The sequence below is a fragment of the Niabella soli DSM 19437 genome, from assembly GCF_000243115.2.
GTDB lineage: Bacteria > Bacteroidota > Bacteroidia > Chitinophagales > Chitinophagaceae > Niabella > Niabella soli.
Genome location: NZ_CP007035.1, coordinates 921,815 through 947,319, shown reverse-complemented (window position 1 = coordinate 947,319; position 25,505 = coordinate 921,815). Strand labels below are relative to the sequence as shown.

The 25,505-nt window shown below is 46.4% G+C and carries 21 protein-coding genes; 10 read left to right on the top strand and 11 right to left on the bottom strand.

Going from position 1 to position 25,505, the window contains the following annotated elements; translation table 11 throughout:
- The 6 genes from NIASO_RS03895 to NIASO_RS03870 form a co-directional block, all read right to left on the bottom strand.
- Positions 1-1,119, bottom strand: a complete 1,119-nt coding sequence (locus tag NIASO_RS03895) for a pyridoxal-phosphate dependent enzyme (RefSeq protein WP_008583326.1) — start codon at positions 1,117-1,119, stop codon at positions 1-3.
- Positions 1,116-1,931 (bottom strand): SDR family NAD(P)-dependent oxidoreductase, encoded by an 816-nt coding sequence (locus NIASO_RS03890; RefSeq protein ID WP_008583327.1) that lies wholly within the window; start codon positions 1,929-1,931, stop codon positions 1,116-1,118. The genes NIASO_RS03895 and NIASO_RS03890 overlap by 4 nt, the downstream gene beginning before the upstream one ends.
- A gap of 14 nt (positions 1,932-1,945) precedes the next feature.
- The gene (locus NIASO_RS03885; protein WP_025298685.1) at positions 1,946-2,857 is read right to left on the bottom strand and encodes a succinylglutamate desuccinylase/aspartoacylase family protein; all 912 of its coding nucleotides are present in this window, start codon (positions 2,855-2,857) and stop codon (positions 1,946-1,948) included.
- Positions 2,838-3,626 carry an SGNH/GDSL hydrolase family protein gene (locus tag NIASO_RS03880; RefSeq protein WP_008583329.1) on the bottom strand — a complete coding sequence of 263 codons (789 nt, stop codon included), beginning with the start codon at positions 3,624-3,626 and terminating at the stop codon, positions 2,838-2,840. Before NIASO_RS03880 ends, NIASO_RS03885 begins: the two co-directional genes overlap by 20 nt.
- Positions 3,627-3,634: 8 nt before the next feature.
- Complete coding sequence (locus NIASO_RS03875) at positions 3,635-4,729, bottom strand: sialidase family protein (protein ID WP_157547192.1); 1,095 nt, start codon at positions 4,727-4,729, stop codon at positions 3,635-3,637.
- A 105-nt stretch (positions 4,730-4,834) separates the two neighbouring features.
- Positions 4,835-5,737, bottom strand: coding sequence for a dihydrodipicolinate synthase family protein (locus tag NIASO_RS03870; RefSeq protein ID WP_008583331.1), 903 nt, complete (start codon positions 5,735-5,737; stop codon positions 4,835-4,837).
- A 179-nt stretch (positions 5,738-5,916) separates the two neighbouring features.
- Here NIASO_RS03870 and NIASO_RS03865 point away from each other — a divergent pair, with 179 nt between their 5' ends.
- Together NIASO_RS03865 and NIASO_RS03860 are read left to right on the top strand one after the other, a co-directional pair.
- Entirely contained in the window at positions 5,917-6,669 is a 753-nt protein-coding gene (locus NIASO_RS03865) for a FadR/GntR family transcriptional regulator (RefSeq protein ID WP_008583332.1), read from the top strand.
- A gap of 12 nt (positions 6,670-6,681) precedes the next feature.
- A complete protein-coding gene (locus tag NIASO_RS03860) occupies positions 6,682-7,875 on the top strand; it encodes a sialidase family protein (protein WP_008583333.1) in 1,194 nt (397 codons plus the stop codon).
- Here NIASO_RS03860 and NIASO_RS03855 read toward each other — a convergent pair.
- Positions 7,872-8,564 (bottom strand): FadR/GntR family transcriptional regulator, encoded by a 693-nt coding sequence (locus tag NIASO_RS03855; RefSeq protein WP_008583334.1) that lies wholly within the window; start codon positions 8,562-8,564, stop codon positions 7,872-7,874. The two genes, NIASO_RS03860 and NIASO_RS03855, sit on opposite strands and share 4 nt — an antisense overlap.
- A 149-nt stretch (positions 8,565-8,713) precedes the next feature.
- On the opposite strand from NIASO_RS03855, the gene NIASO_RS03850 reads away from it, so the two are divergent.
- From NIASO_RS03850 to NIASO_RS03815, 8 genes are read left to right on the top strand one after another with little or no spacing between them, the layout of a single operon-like run.
- Complete coding sequence (locus tag NIASO_RS03850) at positions 8,714-11,983, top strand: SusC/RagA family TonB-linked outer membrane protein (RefSeq protein ID WP_211139885.1); 3,270 nt, start codon at positions 8,714-8,716, stop codon at positions 11,981-11,983.
- Positions 11,984-12,010: 27 nt separating this feature from the next.
- Positions 12,011-13,543: a SusD family outer membrane lipoprotein NanU gene (gene nanU / locus NIASO_RS03845; protein WP_008583338.1), complete on the top strand. Its 1,533-nt coding sequence runs from the start codon at positions 12,011-12,013 to the stop codon at positions 13,541-13,543.
- Between the two features lie 28 nt (positions 13,544-13,571).
- Entirely contained in the window at positions 13,572-14,498 is a 927-nt protein-coding gene (locus NIASO_RS03840) for a dihydrodipicolinate synthase family protein (protein WP_008583340.1), read from the top strand.
- Between the two features lie 6 nt (positions 14,499-14,504).
- Complete coding sequence (locus NIASO_RS03835; RefSeq protein ID WP_025298683.1) at positions 14,505-15,752, top strand: MFS transporter; 1,248 nt, start codon at positions 14,505-14,507, stop codon at positions 15,750-15,752.
- Positions 15,753-15,769: 17 nt separating this feature from the next.
- Positions 15,770-17,323 carry a sialidase family protein gene (locus NIASO_RS03830; protein ID WP_008583344.1) on the top strand — a complete coding sequence of 518 codons (1,554 nt, stop codon included), beginning with the start codon at positions 15,770-15,772 and terminating at the stop codon, positions 17,321-17,323.
- Between the two features lie 12 nt (positions 17,324-17,335).
- Complete coding sequence (locus tag NIASO_RS03825; RefSeq protein WP_008583346.1) at positions 17,336-19,411, top strand: GDSL-type esterase/lipase family protein; 2,076 nt, start codon at positions 17,336-17,338, stop codon at positions 19,409-19,411.
- A gap of 6 nt (positions 19,412-19,417) precedes the next feature.
- Positions 19,418-20,599 carry an AGE family epimerase/isomerase gene (locus NIASO_RS03820; RefSeq protein WP_008583348.1) on the top strand — a complete coding sequence of 394 codons (1,182 nt, stop codon included), beginning with the start codon at positions 19,418-19,420 and terminating at the stop codon, positions 20,597-20,599.
- On the top strand, positions 20,592-22,517 hold the full coding sequence (locus NIASO_RS03815) for a beta-N-acetylhexosaminidase (RefSeq protein WP_025298682.1): 1,926 nt from the start codon (positions 20,592-20,594) through the stop codon (positions 22,515-22,517). The genes NIASO_RS03820 and NIASO_RS03815 overlap by 8 nt, the downstream gene beginning before the upstream one ends.
- 222 nt (positions 22,518-22,739) lie before the next feature.
- Here NIASO_RS03815 and NIASO_RS03810 read toward each other — a convergent pair whose 3' ends face one another.
- The 4 genes from NIASO_RS03810 to NIASO_RS03795 form a co-directional block, all read right to left on the bottom strand.
- Entirely contained in the window at positions 22,740-23,093 is a 354-nt protein-coding gene (locus NIASO_RS03810) for a DNA/RNA non-specific endonuclease (protein WP_008583350.1), read from the bottom strand.
- Positions 23,094-23,133: 40 nt separating this feature from the next.
- Entirely contained in the window at positions 23,134-23,808 is a 675-nt protein-coding gene (locus NIASO_RS03805) for a response regulator transcription factor (protein WP_008583352.1), read from the bottom strand.
- A 74-nt stretch (positions 23,809-23,882) separates the two neighbouring features.
- Complete coding sequence (locus NIASO_RS03800) at positions 23,883-24,377, bottom strand: hypothetical protein (protein WP_008583353.1); 495 nt, start codon at positions 24,375-24,377, stop codon at positions 23,883-23,885.
- A 90-nt stretch (positions 24,378-24,467) separates the two neighbouring features.
- Positions 24,468-25,502, bottom strand: a complete 1,035-nt coding sequence (locus NIASO_RS03795; RefSeq protein WP_211139883.1) for a family 43 glycosylhydrolase — start codon at positions 25,500-25,502, stop codon at positions 24,468-24,470.
- Between the last annotated feature and the right edge of the window lie 3 nt (positions 25,503-25,505).

Genomic DNA, 25,505 nt, shown 5'->3' with positions numbered 1-25,505 from the left:
CTATACAAAATTTTTAATATCTGAAATACTGTTTTTAACATGAGCGATGGATTCGATTGCCTTATTAAAATACCTGCAGGCATCGCCGGAGAAAATACGGCTTGCCGAACGAGGGTCTTTAAATCCATGGCCTGTAACCAAACACACTATTTTATCCTTCCGCCTGATCCCCCCTGTGCTTAATGCCTTTTTCAAACCCGTCAATGCCACGGCTCCCGCCGGCTCACAGTAGATCCCTTCTAATTGCGCCAGTTGTTGCTGGCATTCATATACCGCCGCATCCGGGACCAGGGCTCCTTTTACTTTGCCGGACCGGGCCTTTGAAATAATGCTGTTCCCATCCAGTATGTTGGGCACTTGTAGTCCGCTGATCGTAGTTGTGCTTTTTGCCAATCCTTTTATTAAAGACCGGTCTGCCTCCAACGCACCGGCAATGGTATTATTCCCATCAGGCTGTACACAAAAAACAGAGGGCTTATTAAACCCCGCATGCAGCTTTCTCCATTTTTCGAATCCTTTTATAATGGCAAGCGTAAGCCCGCCACCACCTGCAGGAACAAACACATGCCGTACCTGCGCCAATGCTTCGGCTATTTCAAAAGCGATCGTTTCCACCCCTGCCATACCAATAGGAGAATAGCAATAAGCACTTATTTCAACATTAGTACCGGATTGTTTTGCCAGATCCTGAAGCGTACGCATGACATTTTCCGTAACAGTCCGGGAGATCCCAAAATTCTTTATCATGAAAATATCAGCCCCGTAAATGCCCATCTGCTCCACCTTGCCAACCGGCGCTCCATCTACAACAGACAAAAAGCAGCGGATATCTGATGCGGCGCCGTATGCAGCCAAAGCAGCACCCGTATTGCCACTTGAGGTTGCCAGAAAGAACTTTGCTTTTCGCATAAGCAGGTTTCCAACCGCCAGCGCGGCGAACCGGTCTTTATAAGAACCGGTAGGGTTCAGATTTTCCAGTTTAAAATACAGTTCTTCCAACCCCAGAAGCTTCCCAATATTGCGCGACCGGATCAAAGGGGTATTCCCTTCTCCCAGTGTGATCCGGTGCCTGGAACTGACTTCCGGCAGCAAGGCTTTATATTTCCAGATACCTTTCAAAATGCGTCAGGTTTTAGCTGTTTTTTAATGGTATAAGAATTAAAATTTCTCGACAGCCCCCCATCCACAGTAATGGTAGTGCCTGTCAGATAGGATGCGGCGGGGGAACTGACTAAAAAAATAAAATCTGCAATTTCTTCCGGCGTTGCTGCCCTGCCCAGGGGCGTTCTGTCATTAATTTCCTTTTCAATAGCATCACTTATATTTTGCCCCTGCTCAGTTGTATAATCATTGCTCAGCGAAGTGGTCACATTGCCCGGTCTGATGGCAACCACCCGGATCCCTTTAGGGCCATACAAGACCGCCAGTTCGTATGTAAGACTTTCAAGCGCCCCTTTGCAAACCGTATAGGCTGGCGCATAGCCTCCAACAAAATCAGCCATTATACTGGACACGTTTATGATCGTACCCGTTTTTCCCGAGGATACGATTGCATTCGCGACGGTCCTTGACAGGAAGGCCGGGGCAGTAAGATTGACCCGGATCGCTTTTTCCCAATTTTCGGGTGAAATAGTATCTATCGTTTCAACAGAACGCCATACCGCATTATTTACCAAAACATCTATGCGGCCCCACTTTAACAGACAACGATCAACGATCTCCCCGATAAATTCCATATCCTGCAAATCGCCTTGTAATAAAAGAAATTCACAATTATAAGAGCGAATCAATCCGGCAGTTTCCTGCAGCCCATCACCGTCCAGATCCACCAGTGCGAGCGCAAACCCTTCACAGGCAAACTTTACTGCTGTAGCCCGGCCAATGCCGCCAGCAGCACCGGTCAATAGGAATACCCCTGCAAAATCATTCATGTCTGATCGTTAAATTATTTTATTTTTAATATGCCGCCCAAAGACTCGCCCACAGCTACTTTCGGATGTTTTCTAACAAACAGTACCAGCCCGGATGCCTTTGCAAAAACCGGATGTTCGCCGCCCTTTACCGGGTCAAAAACAGTACCCCATTCCGCTCCTTCCTCAACCGTTGCCCCTACTTTTACCCGGGGAATAAATATTCCTTCAAAGGCCGACAACATCTTTCCCTGCAAAAAGCCGCTATCGGGCTGGTCATCTTCCACCCGGTACACCACTTCACTGTTGCTGGCATTAAAGACATCAACTTTCAGCATATTGAGATGCGCCAGCACCCCCAAACAGCCTTTAACATAAGCATCAACGATAGAATCACGCACCTCATTCCCGCCTCCGTATTCAGCATAAATAGCCGGGATACCGCTATCTCTGGCCACTGATAAGGTTCTTCCTTCGGGCCGGGCATCCGTACCCCAAACCAGGGGAAGGTTAAATGCCGCCGCCATCAGGCGCTGCGCTTTAAGGATCTCCTTGTCCGGGTGCAGCATGTACCCGCATAAAGGGAATAATTCAAACAGCGTCCCCCCGGTATGCAGATCAATCAGATAATCGCATTCCCGGATGTAATTCGAAAGAAGAAAGGCTGCCACCTCTGTTTCTGTACCGTTCTGTTTCCCGGGACAGGTCCGCGCCAGATCCCGTGCATCGCTACCCGTTCGTGTTCCCGCCCGATAGGCTGATCCATTGGCTACTGCGATGAGCGTAACCGTTCCGCGGCCCAGGATCTCCTGAATTTCCTTGCGTAAATTCATAACCGCAAGCATAGGCTCATACTCATCACCGTGTACTCCGGCAACGATCAATACGCGCGGGCCGGTAGTGCCACTTTGTATTGCTGTTATATATTCACCAGTTCTTGTTTTCATAATAAGCTCCCCCGCAAGTAGGGTCTTTTTCATTAAAAATAGAAAGTGCCTTAAAAAGCAATTGGGCAATCTCCTTATGACCCAAACCATTCGGATGCAACGGATCGTTAAGCAATTGATCATCCTGCCTGCCATTATATTTTTTTCTCAGTGTGGTATTCCACTCCTTCCACACATCAACAAAAACGAGCGACCCTGACCCCGCTATTTCCTTCAGAAGCTTAACATAATCTTTCAGTGCGCTGCGCTCCGGCGCCTTTGTCTCCACAATGGGATTGGGGCTCAGCAATACCGGCACGGCATTTATATTGCGCACCCTTTTTATTATTGTTTCGATATTGTTTTTAAACAGTTCGGGAGATACCTGTTTTTGCACCGCAGCATCATTGGTGCCTAACATAATGAATACTGCCTGCGGCTGGTATTGCAGTATGCGCCATTGAATATCGTTCACGAGGTCTTTGCTGGTATTTCCACTAACGGCAGTATTAATAACAGCATCCCTTCCCCTGCCCAATTCCCATCTGATCCGTTCGGAAAAGAGCTCAACATAGGAACGCATGCCGTGCGTATGTTTTACACCGGCAGTAATACTATCTCCCGTAAAAAGCCACTTATTCGGCGTTCCGGCCTTTAATAGCTGCGCCAGTTGCCCGCGGTCATCCCGGTTTTGTGCTGCAAGGCCCGGCAACGCCCAGCCGGTTTTTGTCAGCATTGAAGTTCCTGCGGTTGCTACCCAAACATTTCCGAGAAAATATCTGCGGTTCATCGTTTTCACTATTTATACAAATCGGTTAATACGATACGGGAGATATCCGTAACAGATAAATATGTTTTTGCCTGCTGACTGCCTGCGCAATACGAAAGCAATACACTGTTCTTATAAAAATGAATGGCCGTATAGCAGTACCAGCCATCCGGATCTGCTTCCAGGTTTTTAATATGGATCCAGGATATTCCATCATCTTTTGAAATAGCCACCGTTAAAGGCGTTCGCTTTCCTTTGATGGTAGCAATGGAGCCGTCGTTGTTGTTCCAGACAGCAAGCAGGTCTCCTGTGGAGGGAATGCGTTCGATAGTGGCCGGGGCGATCGGCGATTTCAACGTAAATGGAAGTGCATCGCTCCAGGTAGCCCCGCGATCTTTTGAGTAGGACGCATACTGCGAACCGCCACTGGCCCTTATATACATCAGTATCCGCCCATCCTTCAGGGCAACCAACCCCGGTTCTTGTGTAATAATAGTTGCCGGTGTTGGCACTTGTTTTCCGGCCGTCCAGGTCTTACCGTTATCATCAGAATAATAAGCAAACAAAGCGCCTTTCTCCTGCCATTTTGTGTCAGCCGGACTGGAATGTTTTGCAACGGCCAGTAATAGCCTTCCGTCAGACAGTTGAATCACCCGGTCGTTGTTCAACACAAAATAGCCCTGCTGATCGGTGATACAATCCACCGGTGCGCTCCATGTCTTTGCCTCGTCGTTCGAAAACCGGACCACGGGAATGCAATCGACGGTGGAATTCTTTCTTAAATAAAACAAAGCGATCGTTCCGTTGCGCAAACGCAGCAGTGAAACAGACATTACATTCATGCCGCCTTCGCGGTCTATAATTTTCACATCCTGCGCGGTCCATGTTTTTCCCCCGTCTGAAGAATACCTGCCCGCCAGGTAAGCAGGAGCATGATCGCCCGAATTATTCCCCGTATAGTGGGAGTACACAAATAAAATGCGTCCATCTTTCAGGGTTACAAAAGAGCCCTCACTATTGCGTGGATTATCGGGCCCCGGAGGGAGCTGCAACACCACATGATGGATCACTTCATTAACTGCCGGCGTTGCCTTTTGCGCAGAAGAGGCGACGGGCAATAGCATCAAAAAAACAATTGCACAGTGGACAAGCAAACCGCGGCGCTGATGCCTGTTAAACAAAAAGCTGTTCATATGATTTTACAATTATTAAATTAAATACAAGCTTTCTTAAACCGTTACCAGCCCGGCAACCGATTCTATTTTATTTGAAATCGCAAGTACCTCTTCATCGCTCCATTCCTTCTGACTGGTTCCCAGCGGCGCTTTGGCAGGGCCAATATCAATTCCATATTTCAGATGCATCGCCTTCCTGAAAAAAGTCCATATATTGGGCAGCACGTATAAAATAGTTTTTTGAAATTCCAGCATGAATGATTTACCCAGCTCATAATTCCCGTTCTTAAAGGACTGCAACACTTTTTGGCAGGCTTGTCCCCATAAATTATAAAAGGACCCTATGGCTCCCACGGCGCCACAAAGGCTTGCATGGCACATCAGCTCATCTGCTCCGCTGAACAGCCGCAGACGTTCCCCTGCTTTCAGGTGGATGGAACTGATTTCCATGAGCTGCCCGGTAGTCAGCTTCATCCCGGCTACATTGGGGATCGATAATAACTTATCAATAAAAACAGAAATATCCCCCATGGTATTGCTGCCTAACTGATAAGGGAAAAAAGGAAGCGCTGTTGCACGGGCGATAGCATTGTAGTGCTGTAATGCGTTTTCGGCAGAACCTGTAAAGTAAATAGGGCCTACCGAGGAAATTGCGTCTGCTCCATGCGTGGCAGCGTGCTGCGCAAGCCTTACAGACTCGGCAGTAGTAAGCGCACCTACCTGAACCATTACCGGCAAACGGCCCGCCACCACCTGCGTTACTTTCTTCAGCACGGCTTTCCGCTGCTCTTCCGTAAATAATACACCCTGCCCAGTGGAACCCAGGATATAAAGACCGTCCTGCCCCTGCGTTATTAACAATTCCGTTAACCGTTCCAACTGTTCCATTTCGGGTGCGCCGGTTGCGTCCGTTGGCGTAAACATGGCCGACCATAAGCCGCTAAACTGAAAATTCATATTGTATCGCGTTATAATCAATAGTAAATGATGGCAATTTTGTGGTCATCTATTCTGTATCGTTCACTGAAAACAAACAACCCGTTCTTATCATGTCAGACATACAAATTCAAAAGTCATATGTCGTACATATTTACAAACTTAATGCACGCCATCGATATTCCAAAATAAATTTTAAAATGTCAGACATATTTATTATTTCCTTTTTCTATATTTGCGCTATGCCGCTACACAAATTAAGACCCGTAGAGAATTTAACGCAGGTTGATAAGATTGAAATGAGTTTGCAGGAATTTCTGAAAGCCGAGAATTATCAGCCGGGAGACCCCCTGCCCAAAGAAATTGAATTAGCAAAAGCAATGGGCGTAAGCCGTACAGCGATCCGTGAAGCACTCTCCCGCTTCCGGACACTGGGGATCATCGAATCACGAAAAAACCGGGGCATGATCCTTGCCAAACCCGACCTGTTTGTAAATATGGAGCGGGTATTGGATCCGCAGTTACTGGACGATGAAACGCTGAATGAATTATTTGAAATGCGCCTGGTTATTGAAGTAGGCCTGGGCGACCTGTTATTCCGGAGCCGCCAACAGGCCGATTTCAAACAACTGGAAGCTATTATTGAAAAAGAAAAAAAAGCGAAATCCAGCATTGAGAGACTGAAATGCGATATGGAGTTTCATTCCGCCTTATACCGGCTTTCCGGCAATGATACCATCGCGCGTTTCCAGAAAATATTATTGCCCATATTTGAGCATGTTTATTTAAAACTGAAAGATGCCTCTATGCCCTACCCCAGCAACCTTGCAGACGAAAAGAAACCTGTTACGCACCAGGACCTGCTCAAAACCCTGAAGCGCGGTACGCTGGAGCAATTCAGAAGACAAATGCGACAGCACCTCCTTGTATATTTCAAAAAATTAAATTCTTAAAACGCTGAAACGATGAAGGCTTTGCAACTGCTGCTGTTTATATTTTTGAGCTTTTTTATTTCTGTATCTGTATGCGGGCAGGTGCAACCTGCATTTGACAAACACACCGGGAGTATTATTGATAACCATACCTGGATTCCACGGGAGGCCCAACCGTTGCAAAAGCTTCCCAATGCAGGGCCTTATATCCAATTGCACAATGGCATTTTGCTGACGGTTGACAGCTCTTCTTGTTTTACCAGTTCCGACAAAGGAAAAACATGGAAGCAAACAGGTATTTTCGCCAATTCCTCCTCTTTCAAAATAGGGGGAGAACATGTACTGCTGGAAACCAGCCGGGGCATGCTGATCCTTGCTTTCAGCAATTTACGGGAAGCGTCCCATTTAATATGGGATAGCGTTGCATTTGATTTCAAGGAAGCTATTTTGCCTACCTATGTCACCAGGAGCCTCGATGGAGGCCGTACCTGGGAAACGCCCCAAAAGCTGCACAACTCCTGGACAGGAGCCAACCGTTCGATCATAGAAACAAGAAGTGGCGCAGTGGTATTTACGAGCATGATGATGCGCCATAACCCTTGCCACCACACGGTGCTGACGTACACTTCTTTTAACGATGGAAAGGACTGGACCCGTTCCAATATCATTGACCTGGGTGGCCGGGGAGACCACAGCGGCGTCACCGAATCCTGTATCGTTCAATTAAACGATGGGCGGCTCTGGCAGCTTATTCGCACTAACTGGGGATGTTTATGGCAGGCCTATTCGAAAGATGAGGGGCTAACCTGGACCGATATCAGTACGAGTACGATTGATGCCAGCTCCGCACCCGCAATGGTAAAACGTTTATCCAGCGGGCGTTTGATACTTTTATGGAACAGAAGATTTCCTTCGGGGGGAAACACCTACCCGATGCGGGGCGGTAACGGCAGCCGGTTCAGTGAAGTTGCCGTAATCAATCACAGAGAAGAATTATCAGTATCCCTTTCAGATGATGATGGGAAAAGCTGGAGTGTTCCTAAAGTCATAGCCAAAAACCTGCAATATCCCAACCAGGATAAAATGGCCTCCTGGATTGCCTACCCTTTCGTGTTGGAACCTGAGCCCGGCCTCCTTTGGATCACTACGATGCAGGGCGGATTGAAAATCAGCATTAAAGAATCTGATTGCAGCAACCGGGGGAAAGCGCCTTTTGGGAGATACTAATCCATCAGCCGGTTAAAATGATTTTCTAAATGACTGCGCATGCCGTTCCGGAATTCTTCGGGAGTGCCTTTTTCCAGAATGGAGATAAGTTGCTTATGTGAAACAAACTTCTTGGGGCTTACATTCTGGTTCACCAAAGAGCTTTTTTGAACATAATCAAAAACCGGAAGCAACAGGTTTTGAAAACGCTTCAAGGTTTCATTCTGAGAAATGGCATACAGCTTTCCATGGAACGCAATTTCATAAGAAGCATTGAACATAAAACTCTTTGTTGACGAAGGCTCATTTTTAACGATCTGCTTCAGCTCTTTAATATCCTCTTCTGTGATTCTCCGGAATAACAGGTCGGCCATACCGATCTCGAGCACCAACCGGATCTCAAAAATTTCCTTTAGCGTATCATCGCTTAATACGTAGGGATTGAGGCTTTTGGCAAGGTTGCTGAATAAATCCGGGCTGGTGATAACGGCGCCCTTCTTCTTCCGGGTGTCAATCAGCCCCATAATCCGTAACCGCATCAGCGCTTCCCGAATAACAGTCCGGCTGACGCCCAGGCTGGTAGCCAGGTCTACTTCTTTCGGAATACTGTCGCCTACTTTTAATTTCCGGTGATGTAACAAATCGATAATATTGGCTTCCACCCGGTCCACCAGGCTGAAATTTTCAATTGATTTAAAAACGTTATCCACAGATATTTTTTTGAATGAACAAAAATAGACTCTAAAATATAAAAAAATTTGGCGGTTTAAAAATAAGCATTAATTTTATTATGTATTACATAATACTAAAATAAAAATTTAAACGACTTATGCGTATTGTTTGCCAAAAAACAATTCTATTGTTTTTTATCACATTTACCGTCATCAATGCTTTTGCCCAGTCCCGCTCCGTAACAGGCAAAGTTTTAGATGAGGCCACTAATTTGCCGCTGGCAGGTGCAACCGTTTCGGTTAAAGGGATGAAACGGGCAACCGTAACCAATGCAGCGGGAGCATTTGAAATCACTGCCGAGCAAAATCAAATCCTGGAAGTGAGTTATGCCGGGTATGCCCCATCAGAATGGCGGGTTTCCGGGACCACAGCTCCCACCATCACCTTAAGCCCCGGTGCCGCATCAAAGATGGATGAAGTGGTGGTAGTGGGTTATGGCACCCAAAGCAGAAGAAATGTGACCAGCGCCATCTCCAAACTGGATAACAAAGTGCTGCAAACAGCGCCCCGCTCCAACATAGCCAGCGCTCTGCAGGGAACGGTTCCGGGGCTACAGGTAGTGAATGCCACCGGGCAACCCGGCGCAACCCCGATGGTGATGCTGCGCGGCGGCGCTTCTATTAATAGCCCCGGAAGCCCCCTGGTGGTAGTGGATGGTGTTATCCGGGATTATAATGACATTCCTGCCCAGAACATTGAATCCATTGAATTATTGAAAGATGCCGCCGCAACGGCTATTTATGGAGCCCGGGCCAACAATGGAGTGATCCTGATCACCACCAAACAGGGAAAGACGGGAAGAGCCGAGGTTACGTATAAATATACCGGCGGGTATAATAAACGCCGCGACTTATATAATTATATGAATGCAAAAGATTTTATTTATTACAACCGCCTGGGCAACCTGAATTCCGGCAGAACATTGACGCAGGCTAATCAAAGCAGGGGCTATGGTTTGTTTACCGATAGTGCCAACCTGTCTTCATTTGACATACGCCAGTATAATTCAAGCACTGCTTCTCTCCTCGCCAAAGGTTGGGATACCGTTGGCGACCCCTATGGCGGAACCATTATTTTTAAAGACCATTCCGGTGAAATAGAAGATATTGTTTTCCGGAATACCCATACCAACGATCATTATATTAATGTAATGGCCGGTAATGACCGCGGCAAATTTTTTGCGGCCTTCGATTATTATAATGAGGATGGGATCATTGTTGGATCTGATTATAAAAGATACTCTTTGGATCTGAACGGTTCCTACAAGATCAAACCTAACCTGGAAGTGACTACCGGTTCTACTTTTTCAACCTCCTCCCAGTATGGAGCTATTGCGGGCGATGTAAATACCTTATATAGAAGTATGGCCATCTGGCCTACTTTTAACCCCTGGATCGATAGTGCCAAAACATTGCCGAACCCGGGCAACAGCGCATCGGATGGCAACCCGCTTTACTGGCTGCAGAAAAGCGTCCGCAACAACCAGGTAACGCGGATCACCGCCAATGCCGCCGTTAAATGGGACATCATTAAGGACCTGTATCTTAAAGTAAGCGGATCGGGCTATTTATATCAATCGTTAAATGAAGGCTTTACCAAAGCCACTCAAACCTACGCAAATATTTTTCTGCCTACTCCAACGTACAGCAGCACCGCCCGGCCTTCTTATGCTAACCAATCCAATTATTTTCAGCAACAATATAATGCGTTGCTCAACTATAATAAAACATTTGGCAAACATACCGTCAATCCTATGCTGGGCGCCGAATATTACGGAATCCGGAATTTTGACATGCAGGTATCCGGAACAAAATCGCCTACAGACGATATAACAACCGTAAATGCGGCAACGGCTTTCGCCGCCGGCCCCAACTATACCACCCGGTCGGAGTACAGAGTTATCTCCGCCTTTGGCCGTCTGAATTATGACTATGCCAACAAGTATCTGTTACAGCTCGTTTTTCGCCAGGATGGCGTTTCCAGTCTTGCGGAAGGGCATCAGTTCGGTTTTTTCCCCGGTATGTCTGCGGGATGGAACCTTCATAACGAATCCTTTTTTGCAAACAGTGGCCTGTCCAAAGTTATTTCCACCTTTAAACCGCGCTTTAGCTATGGTATCAACGGGAACGTTGCAGGTTTAGGTCGCTACGAAGTGCAGGGGGTTTACAGCTCTCAGGGGCTTTATAACGGTAATGCGGGCTTCTCCTACACCGGATTAGTAAACAATGATCTTCGCTGGGAGAAAAGTAAAACCGCTGATGTCGGGTTTGACATGGGGCTTTTCAAAAACCGGGTGAATCTCCTGTTTGATTATTATGTACGTAACACCAGCGACCTGCTAACGCAGCTTAACCTGCCCAGCTATACCGGCTTTAATAGTTTCAGAACCAACTTAGGCCAGTTCCAGAACAGGGGATATGAATTTTCGCTGACAGCCAATGTACTGAACAGCCCCAGTGGTTTAAAGGTTGATGTAGGCGCCAACGCCTCCTTTGTAAAAAATAAAATCATAAAATTACCCTATAACGGAAACGCGAACAATCGCCAGGGGGGCATGCAGGTTTATGACCCCGTTTCAAAACAGGTTATCTGGGTGGGTGGCTACCAGGAAGGCGGAACCCTGGGAGAGATTTATGCCTTTAAACAAGTGTCCATTTTTAAAGATGCGAACGAGATCACGCAGGTGGCAAACAACAGGAAAGATCTGATTGCCGGCATCAGCGGTCCTGGTGTTAACTATGGCACCGGCAAAATTACACCCGGCGACGTTAACTGGCTAGACGTTGACAAAAACGACACTATCGACTCCCGCGATCAGGTGCGTATCGGGAATATTTATCCTAAATGGACCGGCGGCTTCTGGGCCTCCGCGAACTACAAAGGATTCTCCATCTACAGCAGGTTCGAGTTTGCCCTGGGACACACCATTTATAATGACCTAGTAGCGCGTACCCTTGGAAATTACCAGGGAACATTCAACTACTTTGATCTGCAAAAACAGGCATGGTCGCCAACAAATACTTCAACAGATATCCCAAAAGTATATTATGCCGACCAGGTGGCGGCACCCACAGGAAAGAAAAATTACACCAGGAGCAACAATGCCAATGTAGCCTTAAACAGCAACAACTCCCGTTTTTACGAAAAAGGAGATTACCTGGCCTTAAGAGAGATTACCCTGTCTTATGATTTTAACCAGTCCCTGTTGTCTAAAACTCATTTTTTCACCGCCGGCAGAATATTTTTATCGGGAAACAACCTTGTGTATTTCACTAAATTTACAGGGCCATCGCCTGAGCCTCCGGTTACTCCCGGAACCAATACCATCACAGGGGTCTACACCGGCACCTACCCCACTCCCAAATCCTATACGTTTGGCATTCAGTTAACATTCTAAACAAAGCGACTATTTAATCTTTTAAATATGAAAAAAAATTTCTTCTCCATAATAGGCGCCTGCATTATTCTAATTTCCTTCAATGCATGCAATAAAAACCTCGAGCTTTCGCCCGTGAGTTCCTATAGCGATGCCAGCTTCTGGAAATCGCCTGAGCAGGTAGATGTATTCGTTACCGGCATTCATATAAATCTGCGCGCCACAACTACCCAATTGGTCACTCTGGGAGAAATGCGGGCCGATATATTTGGAACCGATCCGGGTTCCGGTGCCGCCTTCACGGGTGAGTCGTCCCAGGGCCTGGAGCGACTCTGGACCAACAACCTGGACCTGGATAATTCAGGCGTCTCAGGGTACGGCAACTTTTACTACAATATCAATCAGCTCAATTTGCTGATCAATAAAATAGAAACCGTTTCCTCAATGGTCCCTGCCACAAAGGCCTACTATCTTGGTATCGCATACGGGATGCGGGCTTTTTATTACTTTCATCTTTTGCGCACCTGGGGCAAAGTAATTATTCAGACGGAGCCGACGGTAAATATCGATATCAGTGCATTAGCGAAACCCGCCTCCGGCACGGATTCGGTAATGGCCTTGATAAAGTCAGATATCGAAAGTTCACTATCCAGTTACGGAACAGACTATTCCTTCAAAAATGATAAAGGGCTGTGGTCTAAGGCGGCCACCCAGATGTTAAAAGCGGAAGTATATTTATGGACCAGTTACCGCGGGGGCGGAGCTGCTGATGCCACTACTGCAAAAAATGCGTTGCTGGATATCCAGACGAACATTCCCTCACTGGCTTTACAATCAAATTATGCAAATGTATTCGCCCCATCTAACAAAGCCAATAGCGAAATCATCTTTGTATTAAAAAACAAACTGGATGAAGCACAGCTTCCCTTTGCCAACAGCTTTTTTCCCCAATCAGGTCTGCTGGCCAATTTTTACGACTCATTGGGCAACCGGAAATTTAATGTAACAACAGACAACTGGGGAGGACTGCTCCGGGTTCCCACCAAAATCGCTACCTACCGCGCCTTCAGTAATCTGGACTCCAGGAAATGGGCCAGCATACAAGGCGCTTATAACCGGGTTGGAAGCGTTTATCAACTGGCAGGCGCCTTTGTTAACAAATACCAGGGCGAACAGAGTGCCGGTGTGCGTCAGTTCACTAATGACTTCCCGATTTACCGCTATGCTGATTTATTGTTATTGCTGGCCGAAGCGAAACTTGCGTTAGGAGAAAATCCGGCCAACGAAATAAATGCAGTAAGGAGCAGAGCCTTTGGCACCAATTATAATGCAGGCACGATGGGCTACCCCAATCAGCCCATAGATGCTACTCCCAAAGAAGCTATTCTTCAGGAGCGCTTTTATGAATTTATCCTGGAAGGGAAAAGATGGTATGACCTCAGAAGAATGGGCGATCCATACGTATATGCGCACACAAATATATTGCCCGGCGACTCCTACAAATTACTCTGGCCAATTGACAGAAATACGCTAACCAACAACAGGCTCCTGACGCAAACCCCCGGTTACAGCCAATATTAATAAAAGAATAAACGTATTTTTCGAATACATGAATCTATCATATAAAAAACTTACGGGGCTGATAGCAGCCCCCTTTACCCCCATGAACGCCGCCGGTGAACTAAACCTGGAACTGGTGCCCGCTTACTACCGGCTCCTTAAGAACAATGGCGTATCGGGTGCATTCATCAATGGTTCCACAGGCGAAGGCGTTTCTCAAACCACAGAGGAAAAAAAGCAGGTTATGGAAGCCTGGGCTGCCGCCACCAAAGGCGATGAGGCTTTTAAAGTAATCAGCCTCGTAGGAGGCACTGCTCTTAACGATTGTGAAGCGTTGGCCGCATTTGCGGAACGCCTTGGGCTCTACGCCGTTTCCTTTACCGCCCCTTTTTATTTCAAACCGGGCGATGCAGAGACACTGGCAGCCTGCTGCAAAAAGGTTGCTGCCGCAGCACCCAAAACGGCTTTTTACTATTATCATATTCCGGTACTTACGGGGTGCAATATCCCGATGTATGATCTGCTGCTTGCCATAAATGGTTCCATTCCCAACTTCGCCGGTATCAAATACACCCATGAAGATTTTATGGATTTTCTTTCCTGTATGTATGTTGAGAACGGCCGGTATGACATGCTTTGGGGCAGAGACGAGAATATGCTCTCTGCATTGGCTTTAGGCAGCCGTGGTGCCGTGGGCAGCACCTATAACTATGCAGCCCCGCTGTATCATGAGATGATAGCAGCCTTTAAAACAGGAGCGTTGGGTAAGGCCAGGGAGCTGCAGCAAAAAGCAATTGATATGATCCGGCTACTGGGCAAATACGGCGGTATTGCTACCGGCAAGGCTTATATGAAACTGGTAGGACTAGACTGCGGGGCCTTTCGTTTGCCGGTTAAAAACATGAGCGCTGCATCCTTTGAAGCCTTTCAAAAAGAGGCGGCCGCGTTAGGGTTTTCGGATTTCTGCTCCAAATAATATTCAATGATCGCGCCGGTAAAAAAAAATTATTACCCCTGGGTAGTTGTAGGGCTCTTATGGTTCGTAGCCCTGTTAAACTACCTCGACCGCCAGATGCTTTCCACGATGCGCGACTCCATGCAGCATGATATAAAAGAATTGCAGCGCGCAGAGAATTTTGGAATACTTATGGCCGTATTTCTTTGGATCTACGGCTTCATGAGCCCTGTTTCCGGCATTATTGCCGATAAGCTCAATAAGAAATGGCTGATTGTAGGAAGCCTGTTCGTATGGTCGGGCGTAACCTACCTGATGGGCCATGCCACCACCTTTCAACAGCTTTATTTTTTAAGAGCTACCATGGGCGTAAGTGAGGCCCTCTATATTCCGGCAGGTCTGGCGTTAATAACGGAATACCATGAATCCAAAACAAGATCCCTGGCTATTGGCATTCACATGACCGGCTTATATATGGGACAAGCGTTGGGCGGGTTTGGAGCCACCGTTGCCCGAAGTTTTTCATGGCAGCAAACTTTTCATTGGTTCGGCGTTATTGGTATTATTTATGCTATGGTGTTGCTGATTTTTTTAAAATCAAAAAGGCAAGTGTCAAAAGCAGCGACCACTCCCCTGTTACGCAACGAAAAAAGGCCATCAGTTTTTAAAGGTTTGGGTATCTTATTTACCAATATCGCCTTTTGGGTGATCCTGTTCTATTTTGCCATACCAAGTCTGCCTGGATGGGCCGCTAAAAACTGGCTCCCCACTTTATTTGCACATACCCTTCACCTGGATATGGATAAAGCCGGGCCGCTTGCAACCATCACGACTGCAATTGCTTCCTTTATTGGAGTGCTCATTGGAGGAACCTGTTCCGACAAATGGGTTCAGAAAAATCTTAAAGGCCGTATTTATACCAGCGCTGCCGGGCTCAGCCTGACGATTCCCGCCTTGTTGTTGCTCGGCTTCAGCAGTTCGCTATTCAGTATTCTCGCAGCTACTTTTCTCTTTGGTATGGGCTTTGGCATGTTTGACGCCAACAACATGCCTATACTTTGCCAGTTCGTTTCCGTTAAATACAGAGCCACCGCCTATGGCCTGATGAATATGACAGGCGTATTTGCCGGGGCATTTGTTACTGATCTCCTGGGGAAGGCAACGGACGCCGGAAATCTTGGAAAAGATTTTGCGTTAATGTCCATAATCGTTTTTGTGGCAGTACTACTACAATTGGTTGTTTTGAAGCCAAAAACAAATAATTTTTCCGATTAGCTTTACAAAAGAGGGTCATGATTAAACAAAAAACGTTGTTCACCACTTTATTGTTTGCGCTGTTTTTCAACGCTTCCTTTCTTTGCGTTGCCCAGACAGCCGGGACAAGCGCTGAGATTTTAAACTATTCCATTCCTGTTTTAAAAAAATCAAAAAACAATCCGATACAAAGGATCAGGATTTATACCACCAAAGGGGGAATGGCAACCCGGCAGCTTGTCCTGAATGTTGACGCGGCAAGTGTAACCGCCCTCGCAAGCATTGAAGTTTTTGAAACAGGTATCGAATCGGATTTTTCTGACGAAAAAAAAGTAGCATCCCTTAGCGCTGTCAAAATAAGAAATACCATTCCGGTAAATAGTTCATTAAATCCGGGAATCAACTATTTATGGGTGAGTGTACGGTTAAACGATAATATAGCCCCCGGTAAAAAAATAAATTTACACACCACGGCTGTATCCCTTTCAAACGGCACCACATTAACACTACATCCTGTAAACACCTTACCAGGGGGATGGTACACTGGCAATACCATCCGGCAGCCGGGGGATGATGGCGTTCACACTTATCGCATACCGGGCATTACGGAAACGGATAAGAATACATTGATCGCTGTTTATGATATCCGCTACAAACAGAGCGGCGATCTTCCGGCGGATATTGATGTGGGTATGAGCAGGAGTACCGACAGGGGCAAAACATGGGAGCCTATGAAAGTAATCATAAAAATGGGCAGCGGTGGCGTGGGCGACCCTTCTATCCTTTTTGATCCTGTTACAAAAAAAATATGGGTAGCCGCATTGTGGAGCAAAGGCAACCACTCCATCGCTGGTTCGGGGCCCGGCCTGTCTCCGGATGTTTCGGGTCAATTTATTTTAGCCTCCAGTGATGATGATGGCAAAACATGGTCTGCCCCCATAAATATTACGGCTCAGGTTAAAAACCCCATCTGGCATCTTTATTTTCAGGGTCCGGGAAATGGAATAGCGATGCAAAACGGCACCCTGGTATTTCCCTCACAATATTGGGATGAAAGTAAAAAACCGGGCCTGCCCCACGCATCCATTATTTACAGCACGGACCATGGCAATACCTGGAAATCGGGGCGCGGTGCCAAACCCAATACCACAGAAGCCCAGGTAGTGGAAACCACACCGGGAACATTAATGCTCAATATGCGCGACAACCGGGGCCGTTTCCGGAGCATCGCTACTACAAAAGACCTGGGCAGTACCTGGTTGGAGCACCCCACTTCCGGAAAGGCGTTGCAGGACCCCATTTGTATGGGTTCCCTCATCAAAGCAAGGGTGCGCGTAAACGGCGTTCTTAAAGAGGTGTTATTCTTTAGCAATATGAACAATAGTGATGCACGGGACCATTTAACTATCAAAGCCAGTCTCGATATGGGTGAAACATGGCCCCCCGCCCATCAGTTACTGCTAGATGAGCGAAAAACTTTTGGTTACTCTTCACTGGTAAAAGTGGATGAGCAAACCATTGGCATTTTATACGAGGGGATCCGAACACTTAATTTTGTAACCGTTCCGGTTAAGGATATCATCCGGCAATAATACCCACGCAGCATGAAACCCCTGTTCTTCTTTTTGATGTTATTTTTTTGGGGCACCCTTCCGGCACAGCAGGTAATAAAAGTGGCCTGTGTGGGCAACTCTGTAACAGCCGGATGGGGATTGCAAAACCCCGGTCAGGAATCTTATCCGGCACAATTGCAACATTTACTCGGCAACGGTTATGCAGTAAAAAATTTCGGGCACAGCGGCGCCACGCTGCTGAAAAAAGGCCACAATCCTTATTATAGAACGGCTGCATTTCAGCAACTTCTTTCCTTCCGCCCCCAAATCGCTATCATCCATTTAGGGTTGAATGATACAGATCCCAGGAACTACCCCAATTATCGGGACGATTTTATACCCGATTACAACTGGTTGATTGATACGCTTAAAAAACAAAACCCCCAAATAAAGATCTTTATTTGCAGGCTTACACCCATCTTCACCGGGCACTCCCGGTTCCTTTCCAGCACCAACGAATGGTATAATGACTTACAAAAAAAAATAGAACAAGTAGCCGCTGTTCGTAAGCTGCCTTTGCTGGATTTAAATGAACCGCTGCACAACCGGCCCGATCTGTTCCCCGACGTCGCCACGTTGCACCCCAATGTGGAAGGCGCCGCAATGCTGGCACAAACCGTTTATAAACATATCAGCGGCAACTTTGGCGGATTGCAATTGCCCCTTGCATTTACCGACAATATGGTATTGCAGCAGGAACAACCCATCAGGTTTTGGGGGATCGCAAATGCATTTCAAACCGTAAGCGTCCGTTTTGGCCACCAGCTAAAAACTACCAGAGCCGGGTTTAACGGAAAGTGGCAACTTATCTTCTCTGCGAGAAAAGCCAGCACCCGACCCGAAATCATTGAAATCAAAAGTACCCACCGCTCAATCCTGCTAAAAAATATATTAATAGGCGATGTCTGGCTTTGCTCCGGCCAGTCGAATATGTATTTTTCCGTTAGGGAATCTACGGGCGGCGACAGCCTGATCCGCAAAGCAGACAGTACGCAGCCCTTACGCTTACTGAAGTTAACGCCTTTTGCAGAAACCAACAATCGCTCCTGGACCGCATCCGAGCTCAGTAAAGCAAATTCGCTTGATTTTTTTTCCGGTAGCTGGCAGCCGCATCGTTCAGAAGCAGTAGCTTCTTTTTCAGCCGTGGGCTATGTGTTTGCCCAAAAAATACAGCAGGAAGAAAAGGTTCCCGTTGGTATTATCGAAATAGCCGTTGGAGGATCGCCGTTGATTTCATGGGTAAGTCGCAATGCCCTTCAAAACAATCCTTTGTTTGAACCGGCATTGAACAACTGGCGGCAGTCGGATTATATTATGCAATGGTGCCGGGAACGGGCGAATGTAAACCTTGCCAATGCTCAAAACAAACTGCAGCGGCATCCCTATGAACCGGCGTATAATTTTGAAGCGGCAATTGAAAAGCTGTCCCCTTTTCCGGTAAAAGGTATACTGTGGTACCAGGGCGAAAGTGATGCAGAAAATGCAGCGCTGTACGAGAAGCTATTCCCCGTATTTGTAGCCGATTGGCGGGCGTGGTGGCGTCAAAATCTCCCTTTTTATTATGTACAACTTTCCAGCATCAACCGGCCCTCCTGGAATTACTTCAGGGATGTACAGCGAAAATCATTAAATGTAATTCCAAACGCCGGCATGGCGGTCTCCAGCGATCTGGGAGACAGTTCAGACGTACATTATAAAAACAAAATACCGGTGGGGCTCCGTTTGGCAAGGCTGGCATTAACCCAAACCTACCATCGTGACGGGTTGCCTGCAGGCCCGCTTTTTCAAACCATGAAAAGAATAAACAATACAGTTGAGATCAGCTTCCGGTATGCAAACGGTTTGCATGCATCCAATAATAAAGACATTACCGGTTTTAAAATACTCACGAATGAGGGGGTTTTTGTACCCACGCAAGCACGTGCGCACCAGGATAAAATTTACATCAGTATTCCCCGTCACCTGAAAGCCATCGCCATTGCCTATGGCTGGGAGCCCTTTACCAGAGCCAATTTGGTCAATAAAGAGCAATTACCCGCCAGTACCTTTTTAGAATATTTTAAATAAAAAATAATGAATACTAAATATTTGGAAACGCTGAAATCCTTTTACGGGCGGCAGCTTTTAAACAATACCCTCCCCTTCTGGTTTCCCCGGTCGGTTGACGCGGAATATGGCGGGTACCTGCTGATGCGCGATGCCGATGGTTCGCTTATTGATGACGACAAAGCCGTTTGGATCCAGGGACGGGCTGCCTGGCTGCTCAGTACGCTTTATAATACCTTAGAAAAAAGAGAAGAGTGGCTGCAGGGAGCCAAGGCAGGCATCGACTTTCTTTTAGAGCATTGTTTCGATGCAGACGGACGCATGTTTTTTCATGTAACCCGCGAGGGGCGGCCCCTGCGCAAGCGTCGTTATTTTTTTTCAGAAACGTTTGCTGTTATTGCTTTTGCTGCTTATGCAAAAGCCTCCGGCGATGAAGCGATTGCAGCCAAAGCCCGTGAGCTTTTCGGCATTTGTATGCAGTATGCATCAGGTGAAAAACAATTGTCACCTAAATTTGAAAATACCCGCCCGGCCAAAGGCATTGGCGTTCCCATGATCCTGATGAACACCGCGCAGCAACTCCGGGAAACCATTGGGGATGACCGCTGTAATGCGTATATCGATCAATGCATCAAAGAAATCGAGACCTGTTTTGTGAAAGATGATATCCGTTGTGTAATGGAACAGGTAGCACCTGATGGCACTGTTATTGATCATATCGACGGCAGAACCCTGAACCCGGGGCACGCGATTGAAGGCGCCTGGTTCATTTTACACGAAGCAGCCTACCGGAACAATGACCCAAAACTGATCAATCTGGGTTGCCGCATGCTCGATTATATGTGGGAACGTGGCTGGGATAAACAAGAGGGCGGCATTTTCTATTTCAGAGATGTTTATAATAAGCCGGTACAGGAATATTGGCAGGACATGAAATTCTGGTGGCCGCACAATGAAGCCATTATTGCCACTTTGCTGGCCTATGTGGTTACCGGCAATGAAAAATACCGGGAATGGCATGAGCTGGTGCATCATTACGCCTACGATCATTTTTTAGATACGGCGCATGGAGAGTGGTTTGGCTACCTGCACCGCAACGGGAGCATCGCGCAAACGGCTAAAGGAAATCTCTTCAAAGGGCCTTTTCACCTGCCCCGACAGGAATGGTATTGTCATTTACTGCTCAAAAAATACCTCAAAAATGATTAAAAGATTGATGTTGATTGTTCCGATTGTATTGCTTTTCCTGGCAGTTGCGGCGCAATCCTCTTTAAACATTATTCCGGAACCCCGGCAGATCAGCATTCAGCAGGGCCATTTGGACGTACACCAATTAAAAACTGTTCGCGTTACGACAGGTGATCAGAAAGCATTGTGTGATTATACCGTAACACAATTTGCAAAAAGGAAAATAGCTTTAACCAATACTGCTTCAAAAGAAAAAGGAATTCTTTTCATAAAAGACGCAACCCTTTTAAACAAGGAAGCATACCGTTTAACCATTGACCTTCATGGCGTTCGGATAGTGGCCAGTGCAAACCCCGGATTCTTTTACGGGATACAGACACTCTTACAATTGATCGATTTGAATCACCCGCTGCCCTATTGTTCCATTAAAGATTCACCGGCGTTTTCTTTCAGAGGGTATATGGTGGATGTGGGGCGGAATTATCAGTCGATAGACAAATTAAAAGAACAGATCGATGTGATGGCCCGCTATAAACTAAATGTTTTTCATTTTCATGCAACCGAAGATATTGCCTGGCGTTTCGAAAGTAAAAAATATCCACAATTGAACGCCGCAACGAATATGACCCGTAATCCTGGCAAATTTTACTCTGAGGCCGCAATAAAAGAGCTCATGCAGTATTGCAGCGAACGAAATATCCTCTTCCTTCCTGAAATAGACATGCCGGGGCATAGCGCGGCCTTCACCCGGGTCTTCCACACCACCATGCAATCAGAAAGCGGAACAAAAATTGTAAAAGAATTACTTAACGAGTTTATAGCTACTTATCACCCTGAATATTTGCATATTGGCGGTGATGAAGTAAAGATCACGAACAAAAATTTCCTTCCCGAGATAACAGCGTTGCTGGAACAGAAAGGAATTAAAACAGTGGGATGGAGCCCCGGAGGCAATATCGGAGACCGTACCATCCGGCAAATGTGGATGCGGGAGCCTCTGGATACTACCCGGGGATTCCGATTTATCGACTCCCGGCATCTCTACCTGAATCATATGGATCCGCTGGAAACCGTTACTACTATTTTTTACAGGGAGATCGGGGATATTCCTAAAGAAGATAAAAATATAAAAGGGGCAACACTCTGCCTTTGGCCAGACAGGAGACTGGAAAACGAAAACGATGCCTTTAAAATGAACGCGGTTTATCCCGGAATGCTGGCCTTCGCGGAACGTACCTGGAACGGAGGCGGCATTAAAAACTGGCAATCCAATATAGGTTCTCCCGGAGAAAAAAGAACAGCGTCCTTTGCCAGGTTTGAGACCATTTTACTGGCGCATAAGGCTTTTTATTTTTCAAACAAGCCTTTCCCCTATGTGAAACAGGCTAACAGCATCTGGGATCTTTACGGGCCATACGACAATAACGGTCAACTTTCAGAAAAGTTTGAACCGGAGTTATCAGTAAAGCTGCCGCATCCATTTAAACAGATGGTGGGTGGCACCATTATTTTGAGACACTGGTGGGCGCCCCTGATAGAAGGAGCTATCGATCATCCCAAAGACAGCACCACAGTGTATGCCACTACCAGGATCTGGTGCAATGCGGCAGGGATCAAAAAATTCTGGATTGGGTTCAACGACATATCTCGTTCTCCGGCCACAGACAGCCCACCCATTGGGAAATGGGATACCAGGGAAAGCCGGGTTTGGGTCAATGGCCAACCCATTGCACCACCCCATTGGAAACGGGGCGGCGCAAAAGGCAATCCTGAAACCCCTTTGATTGATGAAGGCTATTCCTACCGGCTGCCTACCTTAATACATTTAAAAAAGGGGTGGAACCATATCTTAATTAAAGCTCCGGCAGGTAGCTTTAAAGGGAAAAACTGGGAAAACCCGGTAAAATGGATGTTCACTTTTATACAAGTAGATAAGTAAATAAAAAGAGCCTTGTTCTGCCGGCAGTTACGCTTCCTGATCTTTATTTCATTAATGCGCTTTTACGGGAAATTAAAACCGGATCGAATAAACTGCAATTTTGTTGTTGTACCGTTGCTACACACCAGGCTTCTTCCATTGCCGGGAGTCAAAAATGAAACAGGCTCCCGTGTCATAAAGCTGTATCTTTTTTCGTTCTGAGAATTTGCCGGGTACGGTTATTCAGGTTCGATAACAGCTTGTAGCCCGTATTTTTTTCAATGACGCTAACGGTAGTAATATATTTTTTCCAATCGGCATTAATTGTTTTTGTATTGGGGTATTTACCGCCAGCACTCTTGTGCCCGCATTGATCCGCTTCAGGTCATTATTCCCGTTTTTAAGAAAGACCACTACTTTCCAAATATTCGAGGGTATTACAATATGTCCGGCATCAATGGTACCCAGGCGGCCATAGCTGCCCGTAATAATATAGACCTCCTGCCCCGCCGTCACCTGGCTCCTGATATATGTTTCCAAATCATTCCAGGTGCGCTGGTTGTTTTGAGGCGCCTGCGGGATCATATTGGCAGCCATATCAGCAATGCTCTTGAATTACGGTGTAAGAGAGGTTTGCTCATATCGAAATTTTATACCCCAATCCGTAAACTGTTTGAATAAGATCATCACACTCTCCCTCTTTTAGTTTGCGTTTGAGATTTTTTATTTGTGAATACACAAAATCAAATGAGGGCATTCGATTCGTGCGGTCGCCGTAGATATGTTCTGCTATTGCCTGCCGGCTCACTACCCGGTTTTTATTATTTAGTAAAAAGGCCAACAGATCATATTCATTTCGGGTGAGCATTAAAGGCTGCTGATGACAGGCAACACACCGGGAAGAAAGATTCAGTTGAAGATTGCCCAATTCCAATTGACTAGCCCCCTGCCCATATTTTCTGCGCATGAGCGCTTTTACCCGCGCATATAATTCTGAAAGATGAAAGGGCTTGGTTAAATAATCATCCGCTCCAAGATTCAGTCCTTCAATTTTGTCATCGATGTAATTGCGGGCAGAGATGATTATTACGCCGTCTTGCTTTTTGTCCTCCCGGAGGTATTTCAGCAGCTTCAAGCCACTACCATCCGGCAGGTTAATGTCCAGGATAATACAATCATAGTCAAAATCCTCAATTTTAGCAATTGCTTCAAAATAAGTAGCCACTCCCTCACATAAGAAGTCTTCCTGGGTAAAGTACTCCAGGATGCTTTGCAACAGATCCGGTTCATCTTCCACTATCAGCAGTTTCATACGACTATTTAAATGCGAAGCTAATGGCAAAATTTGGAGAAATTCTGGCAGAACCGGTTTTTCATTAATACTATTTATTTTTTGTCCTGCAAGCGGAACTCCTGATTGGAGAACGGAGGCAGGGAGGGGATTATAATTACATTAAAGCCATGCTGCGTTGCCTGGTGACAGGTATTACAGGTGGCGGTTAAAACCTTAAAAGCACTTTTAAACCCGGTGTCATTTTTTTGTTGAATCGCATTAGCAATATTTTGAAGTGGCGCATCAATCATCCCGATAGATTTGGTTTCCGGCCGGTCGGTACAATAGGTTCTGATATCGTCCAGGCTCTCTTTTATCTCGTTAATTTCAAAATCAGCCAGTGCCCAGTTTTGATTGATTCCCGCAAACCAAAGTTTGTTGTGATGCACCTGGATGCCGCTCATAAACTCACCAAATCCCGGCTTATAGGCCTTATTTATCCGGGCTTGCAAACTATCTATCTGCCGTTGTAAGGACGCAGTATTTTGATCCGGGGCATTGCAGGCCCAAAACGGTATTGCCGTAATCAATAATAACCAATACTTCATGGCAATAGATTTTGTTAGGAACTATTTGGAATACAAAGCAGTACAATAATCGATCCAAATCAGGGCATATGTGAAAATATCAGGAGCTTTTCACTCCCTGTCTTTTTGAAGCACCGCTTCGCCGGTTTTTACATTTAACGAAAAAGAGCGGGGTTCGGGCAGCCATAATTTCCCATTACCTATTTCCAGCGGCATCCATAAATAACGGGAATCCCATTGGGCTTTGGGTTTCCACTGATCGCCCATAAATAAAACCGTGGTTGTTTTAGATCCCGTTATTTTTAAAAGCATGGTAGATTGCGCCCCGTAGGTTTTTACTGCGGGTGGGGCTATATCTTCAAACGGGCTCCAGGGTCCTTCCAGTTTTTTTGCAATGGCATATTTGTTGGGATTGGGATTCCAGCCCGTCAATGCCGAGCCAATAGCATAGTACAAACCTTTATAATGCACAATGGCTCCGCCTTCCATGTGCTGGGGTATCAGGCTCATATCCCGCTCCACATCCATATAGTCAGCCGAAAGTTTGGCAATATGGAATCCATTAGGGCGATCTTCAAACACCAGGTAGGCTGCTCCATCGTCATCAATAAACTGGCCTATATCACGACTTTCATGTCCGAGCGGCCTGAAACTTTTTACATATTTAAAATTACCGGTTGCCGTATTGCTCACTGCTATACCAACGCGCGCCAGTTTGTACCGGGCATCGTCCAGGTGAAAATACATGACATATTTTTTCGTTTGCCTGTTGTAAAAAACCTTAGGGCGCTCCAGAACCCAATGCCGGCCAAGGTTTTCAGGATCGGATAGTTGCAATACATCGCCTTCAAATTTCCAGTTCACCAGATCTGCGGAGCTGTAACAACTAACATAACGATAATTACTATCTAATCCCTGCCGCCTTTCTTCCCCATACCAGTAATAGTTTTTTCCGATTTTAATAATGCCGCCTCCATGGGCCTGGATAGGGTTGCCCTTCTGGTCCGGCCACGCGGCTCCGGGATGGATTATACCCGCTTTTTGCGCCTGCACCTGAAAGCAAACACTAAATATACAGATACAACCCATCCACCCAAAGCGGTATTTTTCCCGCATATAGCCAGCCAATTTCTCAATTTTGATCATGAT

Bases quoted from the DNA above. Each gene is read 5' to 3' on its own strand.
- NIASO_RS03890 (WP_008583327.1), bottom strand. From the start codon at position 1,931: ATGAATGATTTTGCAGGGGTATTCCTATTGACCGGTGCTGCTGGCGGC.
- NIASO_RS03840 (WP_008583340.1), top strand. From the start codon at position 13,572: ATGAATCTATCATATAAAAAACTTACGGGGCTGATAGCAGCCCCCTTT.
- NIASO_RS03805 (WP_008583352.1), bottom strand. From the start codon at position 23,808: ATGAAACTGCTGATAGTGGAAGATGAACCGGATCTGTTGCAAAGCATC.
- NIASO_RS03865 (WP_008583332.1), top strand. From the start codon at position 5,917: ATGTCAGACATATTTATTATTTCCTTTTTCTATATTTGCGCTATGCCG.
- nanU (WP_008583338.1), top strand. From the start codon at position 12,011: ATGAAAAAAAATTTCTTCTCCATAATAGGCGCCTGCATTATTCTAATT.
- NIASO_RS03810 (WP_008583350.1), bottom strand. From the start codon at position 23,093: ATGGCTGCCAATATGATCCCGCAGGCGCCTCAAAACAACCAGCGCACC.
- NIASO_RS03825 (WP_008583346.1), top strand. From the start codon at position 17,336: ATGAAACCCCTGTTCTTCTTTTTGATGTTATTTTTTTGGGGCACCCTT.
- NIASO_RS03875 (WP_157547192.1), bottom strand. From the start codon at position 4,729: ATGCTATTGCCCGTCGCCTCTTCTGCGCAAAAGGCAACGCCGGCAGTT.
- NIASO_RS03800 (WP_008583353.1), bottom strand. From the start codon at position 24,377: ATGAAGTATTGGTTATTATTGATTACGGCAATACCGTTTTGGGCCTGC.
- NIASO_RS03870 (WP_008583331.1), bottom strand. From the start codon at position 5,737: ATGAATTTTCAGTTTAGCGGCTTATGGTCGGCCATGTTTACGCCAACG.
- NIASO_RS03885 (WP_025298685.1), bottom strand. From the start codon at position 2,857: ATGAAAACAAGAACTGGTGAATATATAACAGCAATACAAAGTGGCACT.
- NIASO_RS03820 (WP_008583348.1), top strand. From the start codon at position 19,418: ATGAATACTAAATATTTGGAAACGCTGAAATCCTTTTACGGGCGGCAG.
- NIASO_RS03835 (WP_025298683.1), top strand. From the start codon at position 14,505: ATGATCGCGCCGGTAAAAAAAAATTATTACCCCTGGGTAGTTGTAGGG.
- NIASO_RS03830 (WP_008583344.1), top strand. From the start codon at position 15,770: ATGATTAAACAAAAAACGTTGTTCACCACTTTATTGTTTGCGCTGTTT.
- NIASO_RS03795 (WP_211139883.1), bottom strand. From the start codon at position 25,502: ATGATCAAAATTGAGAAATTGGCTGGCTATATGCGGGAAAAATACCGC.
- NIASO_RS03815 (WP_025298682.1), top strand. From the start codon at position 20,592: ATGATTAAAAGATTGATGTTGATTGTTCCGATTGTATTGCTTTTCCTG.
- NIASO_RS03860 (WP_008583333.1), top strand. From the start codon at position 6,682: ATGAAGGCTTTGCAACTGCTGCTGTTTATATTTTTGAGCTTTTTTATT.
- NIASO_RS03880 (WP_008583329.1), bottom strand. From the start codon at position 3,626: ATGAACCGCAGATATTTTCTCGGAAATGTTTGGGTAGCAACCGCAGGA.